Genomic DNA, 13,861 nt, shown 5'->3' on the forward strand with positions numbered 1-13,861 from the left:
TAGAAGCATCAGGGAAAGGCAGGCAAAAAAAAGACCGGCATAAGCCGGTCTTTTTTCGTCCGATAAGAATCGGATTTAGAAGCGAACGGTCATGTCCGCACCGAACATACGCGGCATAAAGCGCCAGCCCGGGCTTGCACCGATCGCAGCACCGGTACCACCGAAGCCACCGGCGATTTCTTCGTCAGCAGCGTTCTGCACCCACAGGGCCGCAGAATAGGTGTTGGACGGGCTGTTCCAGCCTGCACGCAGGTTGACCAGCTGGTAGTCCTCGATGATGCGATCGCGGTTTGCAGCGTCACCAATACGCTCGTCGGTCCAGTTGTAGTCCGCACGCAGGACAACTTCAGCACCGGAATCCAGCGGCAAGCTGTATTCGGCCATCAGGTTGAGCTTGTTCTCAGGCGTGGAGACACGGGCCTGGCCAATGCGGTCAGCGACGTCTTCCGGCGTTTCGCCGATCGCTTCGATGTGCTGGTAGCGCGTGTACTCGGTATCCAGGTAGGAGTAGTTACCGCCGATAAACAGGTTATCGGTCGCCGCCCACTGGAATTCAACTTCAGCACCCTGACCTTCCGCATCTGCGTTACGCAGGTTGTAGCTCGGGATCGGAGTACCAACCAGGTCGAGTTCCTGCAGGTTGTCGTACTGGTACGCGTAGACAGAAGCGTTCAGACGCACAGCGTTGTCGAACAGGCTGCTCTTAACGCCCACTTCGAAGTTCACTACGTCTTCCTGGTCGAAAGACGGTTCTACGTTCGGGCCAAAGTTCAGGCTGTTGAAACCGCCGGCCTTGAAGCCGTCAGCCAGAGAGACGAAGGTCATTACGTCGTCAGTCCAGCGGTAGTCCAGAACGATACGACCGGATACGTCGCTCCAGCTGTCAGACAGCTTGGAATCCAGAACCGGGGAACCGTTGTTGTAGAACGCCAGGCCGAAAACCTGCGGCGGCAGAGTACCGGCCGGCAGAGGCGGCAGAGGCAGAGCGCCTACCAGGATTCGCTGGCCAGTCGCCGGATCAACAATCTGGTTACCTTCGCCGTCAACCGCGTACAGATCGATGTTGCCACCGGTCAGGGCCAGCGGGAGCTGGTTCTTGTACTGGGTCTGGATGGTGAAGTCTTTGTCGTCCTGGGTGTAACGCGCACCGACGGTCAGATCCATCTTGTCGGTCAGGCTCCAGGTGAAATCACCGTAAACAGCGGCGGAGCGATAGTCGCCGGTGTTGAATACGTCTTCACCCCATGGGGTATCAGCCTGAACCCATGGCTGGATGCCGGCCATCAACTGGGCAGCCAGCTGCTGGCGGTCCAGCATAGAAGCAGTAACACCGGCCGGAGCGCCGAGCATTGCCAGCAGGCCGTCAGCCTGACCGGAGCTCACCAGCAGATCGGTGATGAAGGTAGAAACAGCCAGGCCCTCGACGCCAGCCATTTGCATCAGGCCGCGCTGTTGAACTGCCAGCTCTTCGAGCTCGGTAGTGCTCAGGTCTGCGCCAGCGTATGCCGCTTTGATACCTTCAAATACAGCAAAGGACTCGAGAGAACCGGAAGTGAAGTCAGCTACGGTCAGGTGCTCGAGTTCTTCTTGAGAGTAAGAAGCACCAAGGGTCCACTTCAGTGTGTCGGTCGCACCGTTCAGACGGAACTCCTGGGAGAACTGGGTCTGGTCAGTAAGGTTGGCAGAGTGGAACTGGTAGTCCGGGTTCGCAGTACCGTCTTCGTCCTGGTAGAAGTCAGCATCGAAGCCACGGTAAGCGGTGATAGAAGTAAAAGTGAACGCGTCGAATTCGCTGGTGACCTTGATAGAGGTGCCCCAGGATTCACGATCTTCGATAGTTTCACCGTCCAGTGAGTAATCACCGAAAATATCGGAATCGCCTTTCAGGCTCGGCACGATGGAGGTACGCAGCGCGCTACCCTGATCCATAATGCCGTACTCGGCACGCCAGACAACGGTGGTGTCGTCGGTCGGTTCCCACGCCAGTGCTCCGCGGAAAGACTGGGTGTCCTGGTCGCCCACGTTGAATCCTGCACCCAGGTTCTCCGCCCACGCATCGCGGCGGTTGGTGGAAGCGGAAAAGCGGCCGTAGAGATTTTCAGCCAGCTGGCGGTTAACGATCAGGTCAGAAGACTGACGACCGTAGTTACCGGCAGTAAAGTTCAGTTCGGTGGTGTCGTCTGTCTGCGGCTCTTTGGTGATGATGTGGATAGCACCACCGGTCGCGTTGCGTCCGAACAGAGTGCCCTGCGGGCCCTTCAGGATTTCAACACGCTCGATATCGGCCAGCGGAACTTCCGCGCCGGCGCCACGACCGTTGTATACGCCATCAACGTATACCGCTACGGCCGGGTCAGAACCTACAGTAAAGTCACTGGTCTGAACGCCACGAACACTGTAAGTCGGCTGCATGGGGTTATCGTTGTGCATCTCAACGCCCGGGGTGAATTTACCCAGGTCGGTCAGATTCTCAACGCCCATTTCTTGCATGGCTTCGCCGCTGAACGCGGAGATTGCAATAGGCACTTCTTGCAGGTTTTCGGCCCGCTTCTGAGCAGTTACGACAACTTCCTCAATTTCTGCAGCAAACGCGCCACCGCTGAAAACAGTGGTGAAGGCGATCGCCTGCGACAAAAGGGAAAGACGGAAATTCCGGTTAATTCCGGACTGATCGGCAGCTTGCATCAACGCTTCCTCGCAGTTGTTGTTATTAAATGTGTGCGGATGAGGTCTTATTATCTCTCTGGGGTGCCATGTTACGCCCCAACCCGCCCAATTTGGAACCCTTCAGTGACTATTTTCTAGTGACTAGTCAGTTCTAAAAGGGATGTAATCATTAATTGCGGACTCTAATGGCATCGAATGCTACAGAAAAGCGATATTTGTGACTACCGCATGTCCTAGAGTAACCAATTTGAGTGCCAGCTCGTTGATAGACTACGCCTGTACGCAAAATAACCAATCGCGGAGCGATTCATGACCTACACCTTTTTCGGACGCGCATTCCTGATAAAAGCCGCGCTCGGCATCGTGGTGCTCGCCTCGGCAATCGCACTGGCGCTTTGGATGTGGTTGCGGCAATCGCTTCCGACACTCGAGGGGCTACTGGATACGCAGCTATTGGCCGCCCCGGCCTCAATTGACCGGGATCAACAGGGGGTTCCCCTGATTGAGTCGAGCGATCGCAACAGCTCAGCGTTCGCCCTGGGCTTCCTGCACGCGCAGGAGCGGTTCTTCCAGATGGATCTGCTCAGGCGAAATTCGGCGGGTGAGCTATCGGCGCTGGTGGGCAGCGCGGCGCTCGAGCACGATCGGGACGTCCGTCGACACCAGTTCCGTCAACGCGCGGAACGCAATGTCGCCACCCTGCCCCCAGCACACCGCCAGTTACTCGATCATTATGTAATGGGTGTGAACTACGGCCTCGAGCACCTGGGCGCAAAGCCCTGGGAGTATTACCTGCTTGGACAGGAGCCGGCGCCCTGGCAGGCGGCCGACAGTATGTTGGCTGTATTCAGCATGTATCTGAGCTTGCAGAGCCGTACCGCCAGTTTCGAACGCCGCGATACCGCGCTCGCGGAACTGTTGCCCGCGGACTTATACGCATTTTTCTTTCCAGAGGGCGGTGAATGGGATGCGCCCCTGATTGGGAGCGTGCGGGATCCGGTCGTGCTGCCAGAGACGAATATTGCGGCTTTGTTGAACGCTGATGAGCCCATCGCGTATCAGCCGGTCAAGAGCGAAGATCAGATTGCCGGCAGTAATAACTGGGTAGTTGGCGGTGCCCTGACGAGCCACGGCGGTGCGATTCTGGCCGACGACATGCACTTGAAACTCGACGTTCCCAATATCTGGTACCGGGCCGGCTGGCGAATCCCGGGGACCGAGCGCCATATGCGTGCCGCTACACTGCCAGGCGGCCCTATCGCCGTTGTTGGAACCAACGGACTGGTGGCCTGGGGCTTTACCAATACGGGCGGTGACTGGGGTGACCTGATTCCTCTGGAGCTCAATGACGACGGTACTCAATATAGAACTCCCCAAGGCTGGCAGGCGTTTGAAATTGAGCCTGAAACCATTGAGGTGAAAGGACAGGACAGCCAGATACTCGAGGTCCGCAAAACGATCTGGGGACCGGTGATCGGCACCGATCACCACGGTACACCGACGGCCTATCGCTGGGTCGCCCACGATATTGAAGGCGGCAACCTCAATCTCCTGGAAATGGAAACCGTAGAGACGGCCTCCGAAGCGCTCGACCTGGGTGCCAGCCTGGGAATCCCCCATCAAAATCTTGTTGTGGGTGACAGCGAAGGCAACATCGGCTGGACCGTTGGCGGCGCCATTCCCCGTCGGGTTGGATTTGATGGAAGCTATTCAGTCTCGTGGGCGGATGGCTCGCGGTCATGGGATGGCTATTACGGGCGGGAAGATCAGCCGCGGGTATACAACCCACCTGGACATCGGATCTGGACGGCTAACGCCAGGGTAATGGATGGTGACGCCCTCGCGCTGATGGGCGACCACGGGTACGCGCTCGGAGCAAGGCAGCAACAGATCCGTGATGCGCTGATCGCGAAGGATCAATTTTCCGAACAGGACCTGCTCGACATCCAGCTGGATGATCGGGCAATTTTCCTGCAGCGCTGGCAGCAACAACTGTTGGCTGTATTGGCTGACCGGGAAGAATACGCCGAGGCGCGTACTCTCCTGGAGAACTGGGGTGCCCGTGCCAGTGCGGATTCTGTCGGATACCGAATGGTACGCAACTATCGCCTGAAGTTCATCGAGTTCGCTACCGCGCCGGTGATTACGTTTATGCGTCGCACCGATGCGGAATTCAAACTCGGCGGCGTGAAACGTCAACTCGAGTACAGCATGTGGCGTATGCATTCAGAAGAACCACAAAACCTACTGAATCCCGACTTTGAGGATTGGCAGTCCCTCAAGCTCGCTGCCATTGATGCTGTGCTGACAAAAATGGCAGAGGGCGGCTTACCGATCGCGGAGCAGACCTGGGGTGTTCAGAATACCGCGAATATCCAACACCCACTGGGTCGTGCTTCGATGATTGTGGACTGGTTTACCGCGATGCCGCGACAGCCGCTTTCCGGCGACACGCACCTGCCCCGTGCACAGTCTGCCAAATCTGGTGCCTCTCAGCGCATGGTTGTTGCTCCAGGCCGCGAGGAAAACGCCATCTTCCATATGGCCACCGGTCAGAGTGCGCATCCGCTGTCGCCCTTCTTTGGCAATGGGCATCAAGATTGGGTGAACGGAGCGCCCTCCCCCATGCTTGAAGGGGATACCCGATACAAACTGGTGTTGCGTTAGGAATCGATGCCAACGCGCAATTAAAAGGCCGCAAAATGTGCGGCCTTTTTTCTTTGCCAAATCTCCTGAACCCGCACTGCTGAGCAAATTTCTTCACTACTCTTGTTCTCATCATTGGCTATCGCGCAGTGAATAAGCAAACAGTGTGGAGATTCTTATGCATTACAGTGACCTGGCGCCTTTTGTCGATGCGCCCTTTTATTTTTGGGCAAAAGAGCAGAACGGAACCTATTTGTTCGCAAATCAGAGAATGGAGGAATATGCAGGGCAAAGCGTAGTGGGCAAAACGGACTTTGACATCTCTCCTGAGCAGATCGCCAAATCACTGCAGTCGAATGATGCCAGGGTATTTCAGGCAGGAGCACCACATACGTTTTATGAAGAGGTTGTTGATCCCGAGCGTGGAAAGGTCACGCTGAGTGTTTGCAAGTACCCCGGGGAGCTCGACGGCAAGCCCTGCGTATTTGGCGTGTCGTTTCTGGTGCAAGAATAAACGCGGTTGGCCTAAGCCGTTTCGTCGAGTATTGCGAAGGAAAGCAGCGCAGTGAGAAGGCTGACGACCAGTACGATATGCGCCAACGGAAAGCACAGCATCAGGACCGACGAGCCGATCCAGAGGTTTTTGACCCAGCCTCGCTTTACCCGGTAATCCCGTGTGTATCGACGGCTATGGGTGTTGTTGGGATCCGGAATGCAAATCTCGCCTTCGGCCGGCAGAAACACACGCACCAGCACGGTGCAATAAAAACGAACAAATGCGAACCACATGCTAAATACCACTGACAGGCATATTTAGCAGTATAGATAGCGGGAAGGTGTTGGCCGGAAACCTGTGCGCCCGTTTGGTCAATCCGTCGAATTGGACCGCGCACAAGGTTTACCGCAGATGACAGGAGGCGATGCCGGTCAGGCTCCGCCATACCAGGCAAGTTTGTTGTGCAGGCTCACAACGCCACCGATGATGGTCAGGGCGGGCGCTGCAACCTGCTCACTCACCGCCAGTTCAGGGAGTGTCGCCAGGGTACCGACGACGACACGTTGCTCCGGCGTCGTACCCTTCTCCACCAGCGCGGCGGGAGTGTCGGCGGGCAATCCATGCGCCGAGAGTTCGCGACAAATGGTGCTGATCCCGGACAAACCCATATAAAAGACCAGGGTTTGGCCTTCCGTCGCCATCTCGCTCCACGGGAGGGTTAACTCCCCTTCTTTCAGGTGGCCGGTAATAAACCGAACACTTTGCGCATGATCCCGGTGTGTCAGCGGGATCCCCGCGTAGCTCGCACAGCCGGAGGCCGCCGTGATTCCCGGGACCACCTGAAACGGAATCCCCGCATCGGCGAGGCGATCAATTTCTTCTCCGCCCCTGCCAAAGATAAATGGATCGCCGCCTTTCAGGCGCAGGACCTTTTTACCGGTGCGCGCAAGATCGACCAGTAACTGGTTAATGTCATCCTGGGGAACGGAATGAAACTCTTTCTTTTTACCGACGTAAATTCGATCCGCGTCACGGCGGACTAACTCGAGAACCTGGTCAGAGACCAGTCGATCGTAAAGCACGACATCGGCTTGCTGCATAAGACGCAGTGCTCGGAACGTGAGCAAGTCAGGGTCGCCTGGCCCGCCACCAACCAGATACACCTCGCCGTGGTCCGAGGCCTGGTCATGCCAGTCGTGCAGTCCTTCCAGCAACCGGTGTTCCGCTGCATGGACGTCACCACGCTCGACGTTTGCCGAGACTGGACCGCTAAACACCCACTCCCAGAAATTCTTGCGCTTTGCTTCAGGCAGCGCCTGCTTGACCTGGTCTCTGGTACGCGCCGCCAGCTCTGCCAGCACACCAACTGCCGGCGATAGTAAAGCTTCCAGCTGAGAGCGTATGCGTCGTGCCAGTACCGGTGCCGCACCACCACTGCTGATGCCGATAGAGATGGGGCCACGTTCGACAATGGCCGGGACGGTGAATGTGCAATGCTCGGGGGCATCGACCACGTTGACCGGCAGGCGCTGTGCGCGCGCCTCTGCAGAAACGCGGGCGTTCACGTGCTCGTCCGAAGTGGCCGCAATCACCAGATCCGCATCGGCCAAATGGCGGTAATCGTACTCTTCGGCAACGTAGTGACCACCAGAAGCGGTCACCAGTCCGAGCAGTTCGTCCGTGATCTGGGGTGCAACCACCCGCAGTTGAGCACCGGCTTTTGCCAGTAGTCGTGCTTTGCGAGTCGCAATAGATCCACCACCAATGAGAAGGCAGGGCCGACCGGCGACATCAAATGCCAGTGGTAAGTAACGCAAGTCCTTTTCCTATGTCTGCGGTTTTAACCGATGCTGCTGGCACCGCCCATATAGCTGCGCAAGGCCTCGGGCACTTCGATGGTGCCATCTTCGCGCTGGTAATTCTCGAGCACCGCAATCAGGGTGCGTCCGACAGCCAGGCCCGAGCCATTCAGGGTATGAAGAAGTTCCGGCTTTCCGGTCTCCGGGTTGCGCCAGCGCGCCTTCATGCGACGCGCCTGGAAGTCTCCAACCAGGGAGCAGGAAGAGATTTCCCGATACTTGTCCTGGGACGGCACCCACACCTCAATGTCATACGTCTTTTTGGCCGCGAAACCGATGTCGCCGCCACACAAGATGACGGTGCGGTATGGCAGCCCGAGCTTTTGCAGAATCGTCTCCGCATGCTTGGTCAGGGACTCCAACGCTTCCTCTGACTGATCCGGACGGGCAAACCAGACGAGTTCGACTTTTTCGAACTGGTGCTGGCGAATCATGCCGCGCGTGTCGCGACCATGGGAGCCCGCTTCGGAGCGGAAACAAGTGGTGTGGGCGGCGAATTTGTGCGGCAGCGATGCCGAATCTTCAACGATGGTATCGCTATACAGGTTGGTCACCGGCACTTCCGCGGTGGGAATCAGGTAGAACCCGCGATCGTCTTCCAGACGGAACAAATCCTCGGAAAACTTTGGCAGCTGGGACGTGCCATAGAGGGCATCGCCGTTGACGATAACCGGTACATTCGCCTCCCGATAACCATGCTCTTCAACATGAGTGTCGAGCATGAATTGAGCCAGGGCGCGGTGCAACTTGGCAACGGGCCCGGTCATGACCGCAAAACGCGACCCGGTGATCTTGCTGGCGACGTCAAAATCCAGACCGCCGAGACCTGCACCCAGATCAACGTGGTCACGCACCGCAAAATCGAAATCGCGGGGCGTGCCCCACCGGCGAACTTCGACGTTGTCCTCTTCGCTTGCGCCTTCCGGTACCGCCTCATCCAGCAGATTGGGGATGGCTGCCAGTATGCCGTCAAGCTCATGCTGGAGTTCACCCAGCGCTTCCTTGGCCTCACCGAGCTGACCGCCGAGAGACTCGACTTCCTTCAGTAGTGGAGCAATGTCCTCTCCCTGGGCTTTGGCGCGTCCGATATTCTTGGACTTGCTATTGCGTTCGCTCTGGAGCGTTTCCGTTTTTACCTGCAGAGTCTTGCGCTGCTCTTCCAGTGCCTGCAGACGTTCGGTATCCAGCACGAAACCGCGCTTTTTCAATACCGCGGCCACTTGGTCCATTTCGCTACGGAGAAGTTTGGGGTCCAGCATTGTTTCTATCTAACCGCTCAAAAATATTTCATCGTTAGTGCCATGGCCGCTCCAGTCGCCGCCAGGCAGGCCACCAAGCTGATCAAAATGTAGCCAGCAGCCATTAAAGGGTGCTCATTGTGCCACAACAGCAGGGCCTCCATCGAGAATGTAGAGAATGTTGTTAGCGCACCGAAGGTTCCGGTCATCAGGAATAGCCGCCACTCCTGACCCAGTGCGCCACGCTCGACAATCAAGACATAGGCAATGCCAATCAGGAAAGAGCCGGCGACATTCACGATCAGGGTACCCAGCGGAAAGCGGGATCCAAACACCGGGAAGGCTGCAAGTGTCACCAGGTGACGTAAGATAGCGCCAATAGCTCCGCCAAGTGCGATCGCCAGCCACTGCATTCAGTCATCCCCTTGTTGATCAGGCGATACCGCTTGATAGCGCTTTTGCGCACTTTCCCGGTTGCGCCGGCGTAGCGCTGAGAGCTTGTCGCCGATTTTCAGCTCCAGACCGCGGGGTACGGGAGCGTAGTACTGCCGCTCTGAGATAGCCTCAGGAAAGTAGTTCTCACCGGCAGCAAAGGCGTCGGGCTCATCATGCGCATAACGGTACTCCGCGCCATGGGCCATGCTTTTGGCCAATTTAGTCGGGGCATTACGCAAATGGATCGGCACCTCATAGCTGGGATCGCGGCGTACGTCAGCCATGACCTGCTTGAAAGCCCCGTAGACCGCGTTACTTTTGGCGGCGACCGCCAGATAGGTGATTGCCTGTGCTACGGCCAGCTCTCCTTCCGGGCTGCCCAGCCTCTCCTGTACATCCCACGCGTTCAGCGCGAGCTGCAGCGCACGGGGATCGGCATTACCGATGTCCTCACTGGCCATCCGCACAACACGGCGGGCGATATACAGAGGATCGCAGCCGCCGTCGAGCATTCGGGCGAACCAGTAGAGCGCGGCATCCGGATCGGAGCCGCGCACTGACTTGTGCAGCGCGGAAATCTGGTCGTAGAAATAATCCCCGCCCTTGTCGAAGCGACAAACGTCTGCACTGAGTACCTCGGCGAGGACGGCATAGTCTACGACGACAGAGTCGTTTTCGGACCGGCCGAGATCGCAGGCGATTTCCAACAGGTTCAGCGCCGAGCGCGCATCACCGTCAGCCGCACTGGCAATCTGCTCAAGCACCTCCTCGTCCATTTGAATGTTCAGCGCAGAGAGCTGCACATCTTCCCCCAGGGCGCGCCGTAAAAGGCTGAGTAGCTCTTCCTGCGAAAGACTACGCAGCAGATACACCCGACAGCGCGAAAGCAATGCATTGTTGAGTTCAAACGCAGGATTTTCCGTGGTCGCACCGACAAAAGTCACGGTGCCCTCTTCGACATACGGCAGGAAAGCATCCTGTTGCGCTTTGTTAAATCGATGTACTTCATCGACAAACAGGATGGTGCCCCGGCCGGTCTGCGCACTATGTTGTTGTGCTTCGGCAACCGCCTGGCGTATCTCCTTCACACCTGCCAACACGGCTGACAGGGTCGCAAAGCGCGCGTCACACTCTCGTGCCAGCAAGCGGGCAAACGTTGTTTTACCGACGCCAGGTGGCCCCCATAGGACCATCGAGTGCAATTGGCCACGCTCTACGGCTTCCCGCAGCGGTTTTCCTTCCCCCAATAAATGCGACTGGCCCATATATTGGGCCAGCGTTTCGGGGCGCATCCGCGCCGCCAGGGGTTGGTGGCGCGGAGCTCTATCAAACAAGTCACTCATCGCGAATGATGTCAGTACCTTCAGGTGGCTTAAAGTTAAACAGTGCGGAGGAAAGCTTTGGGTTTGCCTTCACACCGCTGAACTTGATCTCGGTGGTTTGTCCCATACTGTCGCGAACTGTCATCGCGCCAGGCATACCGGTTTTTGCAAAGCTGATTTCCATCGTCTTGAACGGAGCACCGGCGCGCTTTGGTGTCAGCTTGAAGCTACCGCTACCGCCACTCACTGAGAACGAGCTGCGAATATCGGAAACCTTACCGCCCAGCAACAGCGCCGGGGTCTCTTTCATACGGTTGTCTACCGGACGAATGGTGACCTGCTCCAGATCGGGATCGTACAGCCAGAGCTTTTCATTATTGGTAACCAGCAGCTGAGGAAAGGGTTCTCCCGTTTCCCAGCGTAATTTACCCGGGCGTGAAACCGAGAAAGTACCGCTGCTTTTCTGCAGGGTCTTCCCCTTCTCATCGCTGAGCACCTGCTGAAAATCACCGGAAATAGAGCCCAGCGGTTCCAACAATGCCGCGAGGTCGTCGACGGGATCTGCCTGTACCACAGAGCCAGCCAGCGTAACGACTAACGCCCCAAACAAGGTGAGCATTCGATTCATGGCAAGGTTCCTTTCGCTGATTCTTTCCTACAGATTAGCCGGTGGTTGTTGAACCCCGGCTGAACACCATCAGGCTGGTGGCGGTGCCAAGACTTCACGATTGCCGTTATGTCCTGCCGGCGACACAACGCCTGCCGCCTCCATCGCGTCGATAATCCGAGCGGCGCGATTGTAGCCGATCCGCAACTGGCGCTGTACGGAGGAAATTGAAGCCTTACGGGACTTGGTCACAAATGCGACCGCCTCGTCATAGAGTGCATCGGTTTCAGGATCCTCACCTTCGGCACCTTCCGTTTGCAGGCCAGGTACAGGGATCGTGTTATTGCTGTCATCAATGATGCCGTCGATATAGTCCGGCTCCCCGCGGCGGCTCCAGTCCGCGACCACCTGATGCACTTCATGATCGTCGACAAATGCGCCGTGCACCCGGATCGGAACACCAGTGCCAGGCGGCAGGTACAACATGTCGCCGTGACCGAGCAGCTGCTCGGCCCCACCCTGATCGAGAATTGTGCGGGAATCGACTTTGGACGAGACCTGGAATGCGATACGTGTTGGCACGTTCGCCTTGATCAGGCCGGTGATCACGTCAACGGACGGACGCTGAGTGGCAAGCAACAGATGGATGCCGGCAGCACGCGCTTTCTGCGCAATACGGGCGATCAGCTGTTCAACTTTCTTGCCGACAATCATCATCATGTCCGCAAATTCATCAATAACGACGACAATCGCGGGGAGCGGCTTGAGGTGCGGGCGGGTCTGCTCTGCTTCCGGTACGGCAGAGAGCGGATCCGGCTGCCAGATTGGATCTTCCAGTGGCTCGCCGGCCGCAATGGCCTCTTTCACTTTGCGGTTAAAGCCGGCGAGGTTTCGTACACCCATGGCTGCCATCAGCTTATAGCGACGCTCCATCTCACCCACACACCAGCGCAAACCGTTGGCAGCGTCGTTCATGTCGGTAATTACCGGGGTCAGCAGATGCGGGATTCCCTCATAAACCGATAGCTCGAGCATCTTGGGGTCAACGAGGATAAGGCGCACTTCGTCCGGTGTGGACTTGTAGAGCAGGCTCAGCAGCATCACATTGATGCCCACCGACTTACCGGAACCGGTTGTACCCGCCACCAGTAGGTGAGGCATCTTGGCCAGGTCAGCGACAACCGGTTGTCCGGCGATATCGTGACCGAGCGCGAGCGTCAGAGAGGATTTTGCCCCTTCGTAGACTTCGGCCGAAAGGACTTCGGAGAGGCGGACCATCTGCCGGTTTTCATTGGGAATTTCAATGCCCACGACAGACTTGCCCGGAATAACCTCTACAACGCGCACGCTGATGACCGCCAAAGAGCGCGCGAGGTCCTTCGCCAGATTACTGATGCGACTGACCTTGACGCCCGGTGCCGGCTGGATCTCGAAACGCGTTACCACCGGTCCTGGCAGCACAGAAACCACCTCGGCAATGACACCGAAGTCTTTCAGCTTGATTTCCAGCAATCGCGACAGCGCTTCGAGTGACTCGCGGGAGAATCCTGCCTTCTTGTTTTCGTCGGGTGCGTCCAGCAAGGACAGCGGTGGCAAGGTGCCCTCAACCGGCCCAGCGGTAAACAGTTCGCCCTGCTTTTCCTTGACCGCTCTTGGGCTGGGTTTGGGTGATGGCAGCGTCGGCTCGATTTTGGGGGGCTTGCGCTTGGCAATCCGCTTCATTTCCTTTTCAACAGCCGCCTTGCGCTCAACCACCGCCTCCCGAGCAACCCGGGTCTCTACCCGCTGGATGCGTGCACGCTGAACGCGATTGCCGAGCCAGCCAATAAACCCGAGGACGTTGCGTCCGATGGATTCAATCAGCTTCAGCCAGGACATACCGGTGAACACGGTTACGCCGATTGCAAAGAGTGCCAGGAGCAGGATTGTCGCCCCGACGTAACCCAGATTGTTCTCGGCGCCGGTCGCGATGGCAACACCGATAATACCGCCGTTGGAAAATGGCAGCGCTTCCGCTGCCTCGGCAAAGCACAGGGTGGCGATGCCCGCCCCTGAGGTCATCAGCGTCGCGAGTCCGGCGACGCGCAACGTAAAGAGGGGCCCGCTAAAGCGGGCGTTTCGGTCACGCAGAATGCCAATGGCTCGCCAACCGATCAGTATCGGAAACAGGTACGCCATCCAACCGAGCAGGGAAAGGCAAACGTCCGCGAGCCATGCGCCCACCGGGCCTATCGCGTTCACGACCTCCGCCGAGTGCCCCGTGTGGGACCAGCCGGGATCCTGAGGGTTGTAGCTCAGCAGGCTGATCGCCAGCAACAAGGCGCCGGAGAGCAGCCCGATGAGGGCTCCCTCGCGAAGTAGTTTGGCAATCAGTGACTCGGGAAGCTGATCATCTTTTATGCTGGTTCCCGCTGCGCTTTCGGCCTTCAAGGGCGTACCTCTTGTCTCGTATTCACTCTGTCCCCCGCAGCTGGACCAGATCGGCTGCGCAAGCGGTCTGTGTACTACAGCCGCCGTCAAAAAGCCACCGACTGTGTGTCCTAGAAACGCCTTTAGGTAGGTGTAAGCACTTTAAAAACAAAGACTTGTGA

General features: G+C 57.6%; 10 protein-coding genes. 2 read left to right on the top strand and 8 right to left on the bottom strand.

Annotated features, from left to right (window positions below):
- Window positions 1-75: 75 nt before the first annotated feature.
- Window positions 76-2,685, bottom strand: a complete 2,610-nt coding sequence (locus ACXAD0_RS11980; protein ID WP_475088661.1) for a TonB-dependent receptor — start codon at window positions 2,683-2,685, stop codon at window positions 76-78.
- Window positions 2,686-2,976: 291 nt separating this feature from the next.
- Here ACXAD0_RS11980 and ACXAD0_RS11985 point away from each other — a divergent pair, with 291 nt between their 5' ends.
- Entirely contained in the window at window positions 2,977-5,334 is a 2,358-nt protein-coding gene (locus ACXAD0_RS11985) for a penicillin acylase family protein (protein ID WP_475088662.1), read from the top strand.
- 157 nt (window positions 5,335-5,491) lie between these two features.
- Window positions 5,492-5,827: a PAS domain-containing protein gene (locus tag ACXAD0_RS11990; protein ID WP_475088664.1), complete on the top strand. Its 336-nt coding sequence runs from the start codon at window positions 5,492-5,494 to the stop codon at window positions 5,825-5,827.
- Window positions 5,828-5,838: 11 nt separating this feature from the next.
- On the opposite strand, the gene ACXAD0_RS11995 is transcribed toward ACXAD0_RS11990, so the two are convergent.
- The 7 genes from ACXAD0_RS11995 to ACXAD0_RS12025 all read right to left on the bottom strand — a co-directional run bounded on the left by ACXAD0_RS11995 (window position 5,839) and on the right by ACXAD0_RS12025 (window position 13,700).
- Window positions 5,839-6,102, bottom strand: coding sequence for a hypothetical protein (locus ACXAD0_RS11995; RefSeq protein WP_475088666.1), 264 nt, complete (start codon window positions 6,100-6,102; stop codon window positions 5,839-5,841).
- 138 nt (window positions 6,103-6,240) lie between these two features.
- The gene (cysG, locus tag ACXAD0_RS12000) at window positions 6,241-7,626 is read right to left on the bottom strand and encodes a siroheme synthase CysG (RefSeq protein ID WP_475088668.1); all 1,386 of its coding nucleotides are present in this window, start codon (window positions 7,624-7,626) and stop codon (window positions 6,241-6,243) included.
- Window positions 7,627-7,649: 23 nt separating this feature from the next.
- Window positions 7,650-8,927 (bottom strand): serine--tRNA ligase, encoded by a 1,278-nt coding sequence (serS, locus tag ACXAD0_RS12005; protein ID WP_475088670.1) that lies wholly within the window; start codon window positions 8,925-8,927, stop codon window positions 7,650-7,652.
- Window positions 8,928-8,944: 17 nt separating this feature from the next.
- The gene (gene crcB, locus ACXAD0_RS12010; protein WP_475088672.1) at window positions 8,945-9,319 is read right to left on the bottom strand and encodes a fluoride efflux transporter CrcB; all 375 of its coding nucleotides are present in this window, start codon (window positions 9,317-9,319) and stop codon (window positions 8,945-8,947) included.
- Window positions 9,320-10,684, bottom strand: a complete 1,365-nt coding sequence (locus ACXAD0_RS12015; protein WP_475088673.1) for a replication-associated recombination protein A — start codon at window positions 10,682-10,684, stop codon at window positions 9,320-9,322.
- The gene (lolA, locus tag ACXAD0_RS12020) at window positions 10,677-11,291 is read right to left on the bottom strand and encodes an outer membrane lipoprotein periplasmic chaperone LolA (RefSeq protein WP_475088675.1); all 615 of its coding nucleotides are present in this window, start codon (window positions 11,289-11,291) and stop codon (window positions 10,677-10,679) included. The genes ACXAD0_RS12015 and lolA overlap by 8 nt, the downstream gene beginning before the upstream one ends.
- Window positions 11,292-11,360: 69 nt before the next feature.
- Window positions 11,361-13,700 (bottom strand): DNA translocase FtsK, encoded by a 2,340-nt coding sequence (locus ACXAD0_RS12025; RefSeq protein ID WP_475088677.1) that lies wholly within the window; start codon window positions 13,698-13,700, stop codon window positions 11,361-11,363.
- Window positions 13,701-13,861: the final 161 nt, after the last annotated feature.

The organism is Microbulbifer sp. ABF4_148 (assembly GCF_056158985.1).